The organism is Pseudomonas sp. B21-047 (genome assembly GCF_024748775.1).
Lineage (GTDB): Bacteria > Pseudomonadota > Gammaproteobacteria > Pseudomonadales > Pseudomonadaceae > Aquipseudomonas > Aquipseudomonas capeferrum.
Genome location: NZ_CP087169.1, coordinates 1,350,136 through 1,363,792 on the forward strand (window position 1 = coordinate 1,350,136; position 13,657 = coordinate 1,363,792).

The window sequence follows — 13,657 nt, forward strand, 5'->3', positions numbered from 1 at the left end:
CCCTGCTTTATCACGTTCACAACACGCCCCACTGATCAACGGCGATCAACCAGGGGCACACCCTGATGAGTACAGGCAAAGGCGCCTGGAGCTTCCGCTCCAGGCGTTTTTTTTTGATCGAGGATCGGCTATGACGGCAACAGCGAACGGCAGGCAACGAGAGCAACTGGTGATTGTCGGCAACGGCATGGTCGGCCACCACTGCGTCGAGCAATTGATCGAGCGTGGCGCCTTGCAGCACTTCGAGGTGCGAGTGTTCGGTGAAGAACGCCAGCGTGCCTACGACCGTGTGCACCTCTCCGAATACTTCGGCGGCAGCTGCGCCGAGACCCTGGCGATGTGCGAGCAGGGTTTCTACCCCAGCCAAGGCGTGCACCTGCACCTGGGCGAAGCGGTGGTGGAGATCGACCGCACGCGCCGCGAGGTGGTTACCCCCCAAGGCCGCTACGCGTACGACCAGTTGATACTGGCCACCGGCTCCTACCCGTTCGTCCCGCCGATCGAAGGGTCCAGCGGCAACGCTCGCCTGGTCTACCGCACCCTCGACGATCTCGATGCAATCCGCGCCGCCGCCAGCAATGCCCAGCGTGGCGTGGTGGTGGGTGGCGGCCTGCTGGGCCTGGAGGCGGCCAATGCACTCAAGTCCCTGGGCCTGGAAGCGCATGTGGTGGAGTTTGCCCCACGCTTGATGCCGGTGCAGCTGGACAGCGAGGGCGGTGCGGCGCTCAAGGCACAGATCGAGGCCCTGGGCGTGGGCGTGCACTTGTCCCGCGCCACCCAGTCGATCAGTGCCGGTGAGGGCTATCGCTACCGCATGAACTTCGACGGCGGCGAACACCTGGAAACCGACCTGATCGTGTTCTCCGCCGGCATCCGCCCGCAGGACGCCCTGGCCCGCGCATGCGGGTTGGACATTGCCGCGCGAGGCGGGGTGGTAGTCGACAACCACTGTCGCACCAGCGATGCGCGCATCTTCGCCATCGGCGAGTGCGCCTCGTGGAACGGCAGCGTGTTCGGCCTGGTTGCGCCGGGCTACAGCATGGCCCGTAACCTGGCGGCGCTGCTGGCGGGGGATGCTGCGGTCGCCTTCACCGGTGCCGACATGTCGACCAAGCTCAAGCTGCTGGGCGTGGATGTCGGCTCGATCGGCGATGCTCATGGCGCCACGCCGGGCTCGCGCAGCTACCGCTTCATCGACGAAGCCAACGCCGCCTACCGCCGGCTGGTGGTGGATGCCAGCGGCAAGCATGTGCTGGGCGCGGTGCTGGTGGGTGACAACAGCTACTACGACACCCTGTTGCAGTACGCGCAGAACGGTATAGCCCTGCCTGCCGACCCGGCCGCGTTGATCCTGCCACAAACGGGCGGCGCGCCGGCCCTGGGTGCCGATGCCCTGCCCGACAGCGCGACCATCTGCTCGTGCCACAACGTCAGCAAGGGCGCGGTCTGCGCCGCCATCGACAGCGGCTGCAGCGACCTTGCCTCGGTCAAGGGCTGCACCAAGGCGGCCAGCGGTTGCGGCGGCTGCGCGGCCTTGCTCAAGCAGGTGTTCGAGCACGAACTCACGGCCCGCGGCGTGACGGTCGACAAGAGCCTCTGCGAACACTTTGCCTACACCCGCCAGGAGCTTTACGGGCTGGTACGGGTTGGCGGTATCCGCACTTTCCATGACCTGCTCGTGCGCCATGGCAAAGGCCATGTCGGCTGCGCTATCTGCAAGCCGGCGGTGGGCAATATCCTTGCTTCGTGCTGGAACCAGCCGATCATGGACCCGGCGCTGGTACCGCTGCAGGACACCAACGACACGTTCATGGCCAACATGCAGAAAAACGGCACTTACTCGGTGGTGCCGCGCATACCGGGCGGTGAAATCACCCCCGACAAGCTCATCGTCATTGGCCAGGTGGCCAAGAAGTACGACTTGTACACCAAGATCACCGGCGGCCAGCGCATCGACCTGTTTGGGGCCCAGTTGCACGAACTGCCGCTGATCTGGGGCGAGTTGATCGAGGCCGGCTTCGAGACGGGCCATGCCTACGGCAAGTCGACCCGCACGGTGAAGTCATGCGTGGGCAGCACCTGGTGCCGTTATGGCGTGCAGGACAGCGTGGCCATGGCCCTGCGCCTGGAGGACCGCTACAAGGGCCTGCGCAGCCCGCACAAGCTCAAGTTCGCGGTATCCGGCTGCACCCGCGAATGCGCCGAAGCGCAGAGCAAGGACATCGGCGTGATCGCCACCGACAAGGGCTGGAATCTCTACGTCTGCGGCAACGGCGGCATGCGCCCGCGCCACGCCGAGCTGTTCGCCACCGACCTGGACGACGACACCTTGGTACGCCTGATCGACCGCGTGCTGATGTTCTACATCCGCACCGCCGACAAGCTGCAACGCACCTCGGTATGGCGCGAAAACCTGGAGGGCGGGTTGGCCTACCTCAAGCAGGTGATCCTCGACGACAGCCTGGGCCTGGCAACCGAGCTGGAAGCACAGATGCAGCATGTGGTCGATCACTATGAATGCGAATGGGCCAACGCCCTCAACGACCCGGAAAAGCTCAAGCGCTTCCGCACCTTCGTCAACGACCACCGCGCCGACCCGGACGTGCACTTCGTCCGCGAGCGCGAACAACGCCGCCCTGCTGCAGCGTTGCACCTGATCCCCACTGTCGAGGAGGCTGTCTGATGAACCTGTCAAATACTGCTGTAGCGCACCAACCCAACTGGCAAACGGTCTGCCAGGCCCGCGACCTGGTTGCCGATTCCGGCGTGGTGGTGTGGCACGAGGGTGCCCAGGTGGCGCTGTTCTATCTGCCAGGGCAGGAGCAGGCGTTGTATGCGCTGGACAACCGTGACCCGCGCTCGGGGGCCAACATCATCGGCCGTGGGCTGGTGGGGAGTGTGCAGGGCCAGCTGGTGGTGGCGGCGCCGCTCTACAAGCAGCATTTCAGCCTGCACAGCGGGCATTGCCTGGAGGATGCCGCGCAGCGGCTGCGGGTGTGGCCGGTGCGGATCAATGGTGAAGCGGTGGAGCTGGCGGTGGCGTGATGAATTGTTGAAGCCCCGGACGCTGTTCGCCGTTGGATTTTCGCCGTATGGGAGATCGAGCGCCGCCCGCGCGGCGCTCGATCTCCCTGGCGACAAAAATGCTGCGGCGAGCACTATAAAAGCTGCCCACTCCCCCCAATGCGGTAAGCTTCAGGCCATGAACCTCGACACCCGCATCAAGTACCGCCACCTGCTGTGCTTCCTGGAGATCGCCCGGCAGGGCAGCCTGGCCAGGGCTGCAGACAGCCTCGCGATCAGCCAGCCAGCGATTTCCAAGACCCTCAAGGAACTCGAAGAGCTGCTGGAAGCACGCCTGTTCGAACGCAGCCGGCACGGCGTCGAACTGACCCCGGCCGGCACTCGCTTCATGCGCTACGCCGGGCCCAGCGTACAGGCCCTGCGTGATGGCGTGAGCAGCCTGCGCGGCGAAGCACGGGCGCCGTCACAAGTGCGCATTGGCGTGCTCTCTACCGTCGAGGGCTTGTTGATGCCCGAAGTGCTGTGCCGCCTGCATCAGCGTCATGAGGCGTTGCTGATCAGCGTGGTGACCGGGGCCAGTGCGCAGTTGCTCGGGCAGTTGCGCCTGGGTGAACTGGAGCTGGTGGTCGGGCGCATGACCGACAGCCCGCAGATTCAAGGCCTGTCGTTCGAGCACCTGTACAGCGAGTCGATGAGCCTGGTCGTGCGGCCGGGGCACCCGCTGCTGGCAACTACGCCAGTGGAGCGGGCGCAGGTAGGGCGCTATCCGCTGGTCTTGCCACCCCCCGGCACCACCATTCGCCAGCACGCCGACAGCCTGTTCGTTCAATGTGGTGTGCAGCTGCCGGCGCAGCGCTTGGAGACCTTGTCGTTGGCCTTGAGCCGCCGCTATCTGCTGGGCAGTGATGCCGTGTGGGTGGCACCGCGCGACGCCGTGCTGATCGACCTTGGCCGTGGCGAACTGGTCGAACTCGACCTGGGCGTGCGCGAGCCGGGCGGCTCGGTCGGCATCTGTCGCAATGCCGCCTTGCCGCAGAGCCTGCCGGGGCAGTGGGTGTGCGAGGTGCTGCGCGAGGTGGCGGGGCAGTACCGCGAGGGTAGCTACCCTTGAACCCGTGCTGTCAGCAGGGCACTGAGCGCCTTGAGGTTGTCATCGCTCAGGCTGCCGCTGGCCGCCATCAGGCGTAGCTGCGCCTGCAAGATGGCATAGCGCTGGCGGGCCAGTTGCAGGCGGGTGCGGGTTAGCTGCTGCTCGGCATCCAGCACGTCGCTGCTGATGCGCGCGCCTGCCTCGAAGGCGTGCGTGGTGATCCGCAGGTCACTCTGGCTGGAGCGCAGGGCCTGTTGCAGGGCCTGGTACTGGCTGATGCCGCCCGTCAGGTTGAGGTAGGCCTGGCGCGCCATGAAATCAGCTTCGCGCCGTGCATCTTCCAGCTCATCTTCGGCCGCGCCCTGCAGGGCACGCGCCTCGCGGGTACGGCTCTGAGTACCGCCACCGGCATACAGCGGCACGCTCAGTTGCACGCCAACCACCGTCTGGGTGTATTTCTCCTCGGGTACGGTGACGTCGTAAAGGCTGCCACCGACCGAGGCAAAACGGCCATGCGCGGCCACCAGGTCGAGGGTTGGCAGGTGGCCGGCTCGTTGTTTTTCCACTTCCTGCTCGGCGATCAGTTGGCGCACCTCGGCGGCCTGCACCTTCAGGTTGTGCTGGCGTGCCTGGTCGGTCCAGGCATCCAGCCGGGCCGGTTGCGGGCCACTGAACGCCACCTCGTCGTCGAGCCTGGCCAACTCGCCCGGCGTGCTGCCGGTCAGCCTCGCCAATGCCTGCTGGTTGAGGCGCAAGGCATTGCCGGCGGCAATCTGTTCGGCCTGCGCCAGGTCGTAGCGGGCCTGGATGCGCTGCACTTCGTTTTCGGTCCCCGAGCCCTCGCGCCGAAAGCGCTGTGCCTTGTCCAGCTGCTGGCCAAGGGTCTGCATTTGCTGGCGGCTGGTGCCCAGTTGGTCTTCGGCAAGCAACAGCTCGAAGTAGGCGTCGGCCACGCGCAGTATCAGGTCCTGGCGTGCGGCCAGCAGGTCGATTTCGCCCGCCGTTGCCAGGGCCTTGCCCTGTTCATGGCCGATGACGTTCTGCCAGCGTAGCAGGGGCTGGATCAATACCAGCGCGTAGGCATTGGAGTTGTCGCGGTTGCGGCTGGCCGCCCCGCTGTGTTCGCGGTCGACCCAGGCTGCGCCGCTTTCCAGGGACAGGTGCGGCAGCAACGTGGCCAGCCCCTGCGGGGCCTTTTGCGCGGCCGCCAGCTGGCGTTGCTGGGCGGCGGCATAGGCCATGTCATGCCCCAGGGCCTGCTGGTAGGTCTGGTACAGGTCGCGGGCCTGTACGGGGCTGGCGCAGACCAGCGCCAGTATCAGCACCGCTAGGCGGATTCGTGTGCATTGTCCGAGCACGTCGCGGACTCCTTTGCAAGTGAGGGCTTGTGTTGGCGGGGGTTGCGCATCAGTAGCACCATCGGGACGCCGATCAGCATCACCGCACCGAGCAGGCCGAAGAGCATGCTGAAACCGAGCATCTGCGCCTGCTCCCGGGCCTGGACGAAGGCCAGCAGGGCGTTGGCCTGGTCAGCGCCGAGCAGCTCGGTGGAGAGCCGCCGCGGGTCGAGGCTGGCCAGGTCCCAGCCGCTGGTGACCAGGCGGTTTTCGTCGACATGCTCGGCGAGCTGCCGGTAGCGCTCCCAGGAAAAACGCGTGAGCAGGGTGGCGGCGATGGCGATACCGACGCTGCCACCGAGCTGGCGCATCAGGTTGAGCACGCCCGAACCTACCGAGATCAGCTGTACCGGCAGTTGGCGCATGGCCAGGTTGGTCAGCGGCACGAAGATCATGCCCAGGCCGAACCCCCGGATGATCAGCGGCCAGTACAGTGTGTCGGGGTTGCTCTGCAGGGTGAACTGGGTATGCAGGTACATGGCGTAGCCGTAGACCAGGATGCCCACGCAGATGAAGTAGCGCTCATCGATGCGGTTTTCCTGCGACAGCTTGCCGATCACCAAGGTGCTGACCGCGCTGGCCAGGGCCCCAGGGAAGATCACCAGGCCGCTCTGGTAGGCACTTTGTTCGAGCAGCGTCTGCAGCAGCAGGGGCACCATGAACAGCGTGCTGTACAGGCCGAAACCGACGCAGAAGGCGCACACCGAACCCAGCAGGAACTCGCGGTTGTTGAACAGCGCCAGGTTGACGATCGGGTTACTCACCCGCCGCTCCCAGTAGCAGAAGCCCACCAGGCCAAGCAGCGCCAGGGCCAGGCACAGCAGGCTCAGGTCCGACTCCAGCCAGTCCCAGTGCTCGCCGCGCTCCAGCAGGATCTGCAAGCTGCCGACACCGACGGCAAGCAACAGGAAACCCAGGTAGTCGATGCTCTGCGGGCGTCGCTCGTTGGGCGAGTCGCCCACGCACAGCCAGGCCAGCAGCAGGGCCAGCGCACCAATGGGCAGGTTGATCAGGAAGATCCAGTGCCAGGAGAACTCATCGATCAGGTAGCCCCCCACCGACGGGCCGAGGGTCGGCCCCATCATCACCCCGACGCCATACAAGGCCATGCCTGAGCTGACCTTCTCTTTGGGGAACACGTCATAGATGATCGCCTGCGAGATGCCCAGCAGGCCGCCCCCGGCCAGGCCTTGTATCACGCGCCACAGCACCAGCTGCCAGAGCTCCTGGGACACGGCACAACCGAGCGACGCCAGCACGAACAGCGCCGACGACACCAGGTAGTAGCGGCGCCGGCCAAACCAGGCAGACAGCCAGCCGCTGGCTGGCAGGATCACCACATTGGCCACGATGTAACCGGTAGAGATCCAGGAGATTTCGTCCACCGACGCGCCAAAGCTGCCCATCAGGCTTGGAATGGCGACGTTGACGATGGTCACGTCGAGCAGCTCCATCATCGAGATCAAGGTAACCGTCACGGCCACCAGCCAGGGCGACTTCATAGTACCTGCCCGCTGTCGCGGGTATCGACCTCGACGAACACGCTCATGCCTTGGCTAAGTGCCTGTTGCATGGCCGTGGGCAGTTGCCGGAACTCGATCCGTGCCTGGATGCGCTGCACCACCTTGGTGAAGTTGCCGGTGGCGTTCTCCTGCGGCAGCAGCGAGAACCGCGCACCGGTGGCCGGTACCAGGCTGTGCACCACACCCTCGAACTGCTGCCCGGGAAAGGCGTCGACGCTGATGCGTGCCGGTTGGCCGACCCGTACTCGGCCGATCTGGGTTTCCTTGAAGTTGGCCACCACCCACATGCGCTCGGTGCTGACCAGGCTCAGCAGCTTTTGCCCGGCCACCACGAATTGCCCAGGCTGCACATCCTTGTGCACGATGACCCCGGCCCGTGGCGAGGCCTGCCGGGTATCCTGCAGCTCGATACGGGCCAGGGCCAAGGCCGATTCGGCTGCCTTGATCCGGTACTCTTCCACCTTCAGTGCCGCCTGGTTGGCCAAGGTGCCTTCACGGGCGGCGGTGGAGTTGTTCCGGGCAGCCTGCAATTGATGGTTCAGGGCATCGAAGCGCGCGCGCGCGGCTTCCAGGTCCTGGGTGCTGACCACCCCCTGCTCGGCCAGCCGTTGCGTACGCCGATAGTCGCTGCGGGCCTGCTCGGCGTTGGCCACCAGTTGTCCGATGGTGGCCTGTGCTGCCTGGCTGCGTGCGGCGGCACTGCGCACCTGGCTGTCCATCAGGCCAGGCATGCCGCCCTGGCCTGTGGCGACCAGCGCGCCCAGATAATTGGCTCGGGCCTGTTCGAGCCGCTGCTGGTATTCGTCCTCACGCACCTGGAACAGCAGGTCTCCCTGCTTCACCCGGGTGTTCTCGTGCACTGGCACTTGTACCACCACGCCGCTCAGCCTGGCCCGAATAGGGATGATCACGCCTTCCACTTCGGCGTTGTCAGTGCTGACGTACTGCTTTGCGTATTGCCAGCGTTGCAGCCCCAGTACGGCCAGGCCTGCGATGACCAGCACCGATACTGCCAACTTGGTGTACTTGCCTTTCACCATGTCACACGCTCTCGTCCTTGTCGTTTAAGGCCATTGCCCCTTGCCTGCGGCCTGCGCAGGCAAGGGGCAATGCTCAGCTGGCTGCCGCCACGCAAGTGGCTTGCGCAGTCGCGGTGGCGCGCTGGTTGAGCAGTTCGAACACGCCGTCCCACAGCACGGTACGGGCCACCAGCGCATCGGCTGCACTCTTGGCCAGCGCTTGTTGCTGCGCGGGTTCGCTGACGATCTCGGCGATGATGCGTTTGGCCGCCGGGCCGTGATCGTCACCGTCCATCTCGATGTGGCGCTTGAGGTAGTAGGTCAGCATCGGCACGCTGGCTTCCTCGATCGCCCAGCGCTGCAGCAGGCCGCCGAACATGTCGGGGATGATGTCCTCGCGGCCGAAGAAGAAGTACGCCAGTACCTGCTCGGTCGAGCCGTGAAGGGCAACGTCGAGGGTCTTGCTGACGAATACCTTGGCCGGCAGCGGGATGTCGACGTTGGTCAACGCCTGGGCCAATGGCACGCCTGCTTGCAGCAGGGCCTGGAATTGACGGAACGGGCCAGTGTCGGCGCCAATCTCGTCCATGGCGCTGAGGTACAGGTCCAGGTGGCTGATGAAGCCGCCGCCAGGGTGCTCGTCGGTTTCTTCGCCGGTGACGATCTCGTTGATCAGCCGCGCGGCAATGATGTGCCGCGGCGGCAGCCAGGGCAGGCTGACGCAGGTCAGGTCGCGCTGGATACGCTTGAGCAGGGTCATGAAATCCCACACGGCGAACACGTGGTTCTCCATCAGCAGGCGCACGTCATCCAGCGAGCTGATCCTGGCGAACAGGGGGTGTGCCAGCAGGGTGCGGCGTTCATTTTCGATCATTGCATCAACATCAAAAGACATACTCGGCTCCTTGAGTGTGGGGGCGGTGTACCGGGCGCTAATTACTGCCCGGGGCGGCCTGGCGGTGGCATTGCTTGCCAGGCGCCGGCATAGGGGAAACGTGCCTTGCAGTAGCGCAAGGCGCCGAAGAAACGCGGTTCGAGCAGCGCCTGGCGGCCTTCGTACCAACCGCTGGCGAGCAGTTGGCGGTGCAGCCGTGGCAGGCGCCAGCACGGCACCCGTGGGTACAGGTGGTGCTCCAGGTGATAGTTCGAACCCAGGTGCAGCAGGGTGCTCAGCCAGGCGGTGCGCGAGCGTGCCACCGGCCGGTCGACGCAGGCCTCGAAGGCATGCTCCTGATAGGCGTTGAGCGCGGAAATCAACAAGGCCAGCAACAGGCACCCAGCCATCGCCGGCAGCAGCACCGGCCACTTCGTCGCCAGCGCCAGCCACAGCGCCGGCCACAGCAGTTGGCAGGCCAGATTGACCCTGGCCAGCAAGCGGATCTGCTTGTCCGGAAGCGGCAGCGTGCCTTCGACCTTGGCGCCGGGCAGGGCCAGGCGCACGGTCTGCAGCAGGTACCAGGCGGTGGCATGCAGGCGTGACACCAGCAGCCGGGTCACGGCCAGGCGATAGCGCCGCAACAGGCGCCAGTCCGGGTCCTTGGGGCCGCCGTTATGGCGATGGTGCTGCCAGTGGTCGACGAAGTAGCCGGTGACGCAGAAGCCGGTCAGCATCGAGCTCAGCAACACCGCCAGCATGCAGCTGTACAGGCGATTTTCGCTAAGGTTGAAGTGGAAGCCCTCGTGGCCCAGGATGCCCTGCAGAAACAGGCCGTAACCCGCCGGCAGCAGCAGTGGAAGGGCCAGCGGCCATGCCTGCGGCAGCTGGCTGAGGGTCTCCACCAGTACTGCCAACGGGACGGCGAACAGCAGCAACGCATAGCCGACCACCCAGGTGGTTTCCAGCGCCGACGGCTTGAGCAGGCTGCGGTCCGGGCGTAGCGTGGGCTTGTCCAGTGCCAGTTGCGTCATCGGCCTGTCCTCAGTCGATCAGTTCGGGCTTGAGCGACAGCTGCCCGGCGTTGCTCAGGCGGCGCAGGCGCAGGCTGATGAACGCGTCGACCACGCTCGGCAGCCAGCGGGCGGTGTACATGGCCACGCTGCCGAGGAAGGTCAGGCCACGGTTGCGCAAGCCACGCTGGGTGCAGGCACGTACCAGGCCATTGCTGGCGTCATCGAGTTTTTCTTCCAGCGACAGCAGCACGCGCTCGCCGCGCTTGAAGCTGACCAGGCGCTTGACCGACAGGCCGACCCGTTCGGCCGGGTCGTGAATGGCCGTGTCGATGAACCCAGGGAACACCGTTACCACGTCCAGTTGCCCGGGGTACTGCATACGCAGTACATCCGAATAGGCACTCATGGCCCGTTTGCTGGTGGCATAGGCGGCGACGTAGGGCGCGTTCACCAGGGCAAACAGCGATGACACGTTGACCACCTTGCCCTGCGTGCGCAGCAGCGCCGGCAAGAACCGCGAGGTCAACTGCCAGGGGGCCAGCAGGTTGATTTCCAGGGCGCGGCGCACGTCGTCGTTAACCCCCGTCTCGCCGCGCTCCAAGGTCAGCACCCCGGCATTGTTGACCAGGATGTCGATGTCGCCGAAGCGCTCCAGGATCGAGGCGGCGGCTTCGTCCAGGCGCTCGCGGTCGCACAGGTCGAGCAGGTAGTAGGCATCGAAGTTGAGGGCCGTGTGCGGTTCGAGCCGGTCGATGCCGATCACGGTTGCACCTTGCTGCTTGAGCTTGCGCGCGGTTTCCAGGCCTAGGCCGCGTGCCGCGCCGGTGATGACGACGATCTTGTTGAGCAGTTTCACAGGGTGACTCCATTGGCAATGCTGAAGGTAGCGCCATGCAGGTAGCGGTCGAGGTTGGCCGTCATGCTGAAACGCCCGGGAGGGTGGAACTGCAGGCCACGGGTGCTGGCCAGCCAGTCGCAACTCAGGTTCGAGCGGATGAAGGCCAGGCCACCGAGCATCTGGTGGGCCAGGTCGGAGGCGCTGGCCAGTTGCTGTTCGATGCCGTAGCGGGTCAGCAGCAGGCGCGCGAGCAAGTCATCGGCGTCGCCTTGCAACTGATCGACCTCATGCGCCAGGCCCTCCAGGGCGCTCAGGCACAATTGCAGTTGGCAGGCCAGTTGCACCCGCTGCTGGTCGCTCCAGCGGCGCTCGTCGATTGCCCGTTCCACCAGGCCCATGCAGGCCCCCAGGTAACTGGCGCTGATCAGCAGCTCGAACCAGATGAAACCGATGGTCTGTACATCGCCCAGCTGCGACTTCAACCCGGCGGAGAAGATCATCTTCTCGCTGACGTACACATCCTCCAGGCGCAGCTCCAGGCTCTGTGCACCGGCCAAGGCGCTGTTGCCCCAGAACGGGTGGTGGCTGATGCCCGGTGCGGACGCGGGGATGAGGGCGATCATCAGCTCTTCGCCGTGCTCGCTGGCACGGCTGAAGCTGGCGGTCAGCAGGTCCATCGAGCGGGTCAGGCTGCACGGTTGCTTGCTGCCGCTCAGGCGTACGCCGTCGGCCAGTTGCAAGGCTTCCATGCCGGCATCGAGGATGCCGCCACCGGGCACGCCCTCAGCGAAGCCGGACGCCAGCAGCAGGCGCTGCCGGGCGATGGCTGACAACAGCAGGCCTTCGGCGCCTGTGCCCTTGGCGGCAACCGCGACCAGGCTGGCCACGGAAAACTGATGCATGGTGCTGGCCACGGCCAGCGAGGGCGACAAGGCGCCGAGGGCAAGCTGCACATGCAGCGCTTCGCGCGCGCTGGCCCCCAGGCCACCGCCAGCCCCGGGCACCAGCAAGGCAACCGGCCCGTTCTGCTTGAACCAGTCCACCACCGGGCTGCCTGCCGCCTCGCGCTGCTCGAATGGCAGTTCTGTCAGCAGGTCGGCGAAGCCTGGGGCAAAGCGGTTCAGGGTTTGCCTGGCGTTTTGCAGGAGTGGCAACGGCATGGCATCAATCCTTGATCTGGCTGTTCGGGAACAGGCCACTGATGATGGCGCTGATGTTGTCGTGGATGGCTTGCCGCGCTACCGGGTCGAGCATGTCGGCAAGCATCGGCAGGCCCAGGTCGAAGCACGAGCGGAAGGCAATGCTGGCGCCCTCGGCGGTTTCGCTGACTTGCCAGGAGCCGGAGAAGTGGTCGATGTCGCCTGCGGTCTGGCGGAAGTGGATATGCAGGTTGTCGGGGTCGAAGACATCGCGTTCCTGCCACTTGAGAATGCCGCTGTGGAAGTTCACCTCCCAGTTGCTCAGCACCTCGTGCTCATGGATCGATTCGATCTCGATGTTGCGCACCGATTCGCACAGCTGGGGGTAGAGGCTGAAGTTGCTGATGGCGGCGTAGACCTGTTCGGCACTCTGGCTGGGAACATGGGCGGTCAGGCTGACTTCTTTCATTTCGGTGTCCTATTCGAAGGTGCGGGCAAGGGCGCGGGCGAAACCGCCAAGCAGCCATTCAACGTCGCTGTCGCTGTACAGGGCTGGCGGTGTCAGGCGGATTACCCGGTGATCGTTGAGCGAATGGTTGACCACGATGCGTTGGTCGATCAGGTGCATGACCATGTTTGCCGCCAGCCCGGCGTCGACGAACTCGAGGCCGAGCAGCAGGCCGGCGCAACGCAGCTGCACCTGTGCGCCGCGCGGGTGTTGCCGCAGCACGGTCTGCAGGCCCAGCTGCAGGCGTTGGCCCAGGGCTGCGGCGCGCTCCACCAGCTGTTCGCGCTGCATCACGTCGAGGGTCGCCATCACTGCGGCCATGGCCAGCGGGTTGGCGCCGAAGGTGGAGGTGTGCATCAACGGGTTGCGGTTGAGCGGCGCCTGCATGTCGGCGTTGCAGACCATGGCGCTGACCGGCACGCAGCCACCGGACAGGCTTTTGCCGACCAGCAGGATGTCGGGCACCACTGCCTCGTGGTCGCAGGCCCACCAGCGACCGGTGCGGCCCAGGCCAGACTGGATTTCATCGGCAATCAGGATTGCGCCGTACTGGTCGCACAGTTTGCGCACCTGCTGCAGGTAGCCGGCCGCAGGCACGATCACCCCGGCTTCGGCCTGTACCGGCTCAAGGATCACGCAGGTGCGTTCGGGTTGTGCCTGCAACTGCAGGCGTAGCGCCTCGGCATCGCCAAAGGGCACGAAATGGCTGTCGCCCAGGCGGTCGGCGAACGGTGTGCGATACAGAGCCCTGCCGGTGACCGCCAGTGCGCCAAGGGTCTTGCCGTGGTAACCACCCTGGGTAGAGATCACGTGCTGGCAGCCATTGAGCCAGGCCAGCTTGAGCGCCGCCTCGGTGGCTTCGGTGCCGGAGTTGCAGAAGTACACATACTGCAGCGGGTCAGGGCATACCGCAGCCAGGGCCCCAGCGGCCTGGGCCTGGAACGGGTTGAGCATCAGCTTGCTGGCCATCGGATGGCTGTGCAACTGGCGGCTGACTTGCTCGACGACCTGCGGGTGCGAATGCCCGAGCAGGAACACGCCATAGCCTCCGGCATCCAGGTAGCGATGGCCGTCCATGTCGAACAGATAGACGCCTTCGGCACCCACCTCGATAGGCAGGTTCATCATCGAGGCCAGGCGGGCATAACCCGCATTGACATGGTCACGGTACTGCGCGCGCACGCGCTCGGCATCAAGCCCTTCGGGCAGGGGGGTGAAGCTGTTCATCG

12 protein-coding genes are annotated in these 13,657 nt (G+C 65.5%); 3 read left to right on the forward strand and 9 right to left on the reverse strand.

What is annotated here, in order from left to right; all coding sequences use genetic code 11:
• Nucleotides 1–130 precede the first annotated feature (130 nt).
• The 3 genes from nirB (at nucleotide 131) to pcaQ (ending at nucleotide 4,135) form a co-directional block, all read left to right on the forward strand.
• The gene (gene nirB / locus LOY26_RS06230; protein WP_186663002.1) at nucleotides 131–2,683 is read left to right on the forward strand and encodes a nitrite reductase large subunit NirB; all 2,553 of its coding nucleotides are present in this window, start codon (nucleotides 131–133) and stop codon (nucleotides 2,681–2,683) included.
• Complete coding sequence (nirD, locus tag LOY26_RS06235) at nucleotides 2,683–3,045, forward strand: nitrite reductase small subunit NirD (RefSeq protein ID WP_033700771.1); 363 nt, start codon at nucleotides 2,683–2,685, stop codon at nucleotides 3,043–3,045. Before nirB ends, nirD begins: the two co-directional genes overlap by 1 nt.
• 157 nt (nucleotides 3,046–3,202) lie before the next feature.
• The gene (pcaQ, locus tag LOY26_RS06240) at nucleotides 3,203–4,135 is read left to right on the forward strand and encodes a pca operon transcription factor PcaQ (RefSeq protein WP_033700770.1); all 933 of its coding nucleotides are present in this window, start codon (nucleotides 3,203–3,205) and stop codon (nucleotides 4,133–4,135) included.
• On the opposite strand, the gene LOY26_RS06245 is transcribed toward pcaQ, so the two are convergent.
• From LOY26_RS06245 to LOY26_RS06285, 9 genes are all read right to left on the reverse strand, one after another.
• Nucleotides 4,126–5,472, reverse strand: a complete 1,347-nt coding sequence (locus tag LOY26_RS06245; protein ID WP_186654598.1) for a TolC family outer membrane protein — start codon at nucleotides 5,470–5,472, stop codon at nucleotides 4,126–4,128. The genes pcaQ and LOY26_RS06245 overlap by 10 nt on opposite strands.
• Nucleotides 5,442–7,013: a DHA2 family efflux MFS transporter permease subunit gene (locus LOY26_RS06250; protein ID WP_258714488.1), complete on the reverse strand. Its 1,572-nt coding sequence runs from the start codon at nucleotides 7,011–7,013 to the stop codon at nucleotides 5,442–5,444. The genes LOY26_RS06245 and LOY26_RS06250 overlap by 31 nt, the downstream gene beginning before the upstream one ends.
• Nucleotides 7,010–8,074: an HlyD family secretion protein gene (locus tag LOY26_RS06255; RefSeq protein WP_186663004.1), complete on the reverse strand. Its 1,065-nt coding sequence runs from the start codon at nucleotides 8,072–8,074 to the stop codon at nucleotides 7,010–7,012. Before LOY26_RS06255 ends, LOY26_RS06250 begins: the two co-directional genes overlap by 4 nt.
• A 73-nt stretch (nucleotides 8,075–8,147) precedes the next feature.
• Complete coding sequence (locus LOY26_RS06260) at nucleotides 8,148–8,948, reverse strand: DUF3050 domain-containing protein (protein WP_186654604.1); 801 nt, start codon at nucleotides 8,946–8,948, stop codon at nucleotides 8,148–8,150.
• A 41-nt stretch (nucleotides 8,949–8,989) separates the two neighbouring features.
• Nucleotides 8,990–9,961: a fatty acid desaturase gene (locus LOY26_RS06265; RefSeq protein ID WP_186663005.1), complete on the reverse strand. Its 972-nt coding sequence runs from the start codon at nucleotides 9,959–9,961 to the stop codon at nucleotides 8,990–8,992.
• 10 nt (nucleotides 9,962–9,971) lie between these two features.
• A complete protein-coding gene (locus LOY26_RS06270) occupies nucleotides 9,972–10,799 on the reverse strand; it encodes an SDR family oxidoreductase (protein WP_033700762.1) in 828 nt (275 codons plus the stop codon).
• A complete protein-coding gene (locus tag LOY26_RS06275; RefSeq protein ID WP_047581711.1) occupies nucleotides 10,796–11,941 on the reverse strand; it encodes an isobutylamine N-hydroxylase in 1,146 nt (381 codons plus the stop codon). Before LOY26_RS06275 ends, LOY26_RS06270 begins: the two co-directional genes overlap by 4 nt.
• Nucleotides 11,942–11,945: 4 nt before the next feature.
• Complete coding sequence (locus LOY26_RS06280) at nucleotides 11,946–12,389, reverse strand: type II toxin-antitoxin system RatA family toxin (RefSeq protein WP_047581713.1); 444 nt, start codon at nucleotides 12,387–12,389, stop codon at nucleotides 11,946–11,948.
• Nucleotides 12,390–12,398: 9 nt separating this feature from the next.
• On the reverse strand, nucleotides 12,399–13,655 hold the full coding sequence (locus tag LOY26_RS06285) for an aspartate aminotransferase family protein (RefSeq protein ID WP_258714489.1): 1,257 nt from the start codon (nucleotides 13,653–13,655) through the stop codon (nucleotides 12,399–12,401).
• Nucleotides 13,656–13,657 lie beyond the last annotated feature (2 nt).

Coding starts and splice junctions, on each gene's coding strand:
- LOY26_RS06285 (WP_258714489.1), bottom strand. CDS start 13,655: ATGAACAGCTTCACCCCCCTGCCCGAAGGGCTTGATGCCGAGCGCGTG.
- LOY26_RS06255 (WP_186663004.1), bottom strand. CDS start 8,074: ATGGTGAAAGGCAAGTACACCAAGTTGGCAGTATCGGTGCTGGTCATC.
- nirB (WP_186663002.1), top strand. CDS start 131: ATGACGGCAACAGCGAACGGCAGGCAACGAGAGCAACTGGTGATTGTC.
- nirD (WP_033700771.1), top strand. CDS start 2,683: ATGAACCTGTCAAATACTGCTGTAGCGCACCAACCCAACTGGCAAACG.
- LOY26_RS06275 (WP_047581711.1), bottom strand. CDS start 11,941: ATGCCGTTGCCACTCCTGCAAAACGCCAGGCAAACCCTGAACCGCTTT.
- LOY26_RS06250 (WP_258714488.1), bottom strand. CDS start 7,013: ATGAAGTCGCCCTGGCTGGTGGCCGTGACGGTTACCTTGATCTCGATG.
- LOY26_RS06260 (WP_186654604.1), bottom strand. CDS start 8,948: ATGTCTTTTGATGTTGATGCAATGATCGAAAATGAACGCCGCACCCTG.
- LOY26_RS06265 (WP_186663005.1), bottom strand. CDS start 9,961: ATGACGCAACTGGCACTGGACAAGCCCACGCTACGCCCGGACCGCAGC.
- pcaQ (WP_033700770.1), top strand. CDS start 3,203: ATGAACCTCGACACCCGCATCAAGTACCGCCACCTGCTGTGCTTCCTG.
- LOY26_RS06280 (WP_047581713.1), bottom strand. CDS start 12,389: ATGAAAGAAGTCAGCCTGACCGCCCATGTTCCCAGCCAGAGTGCCGAA.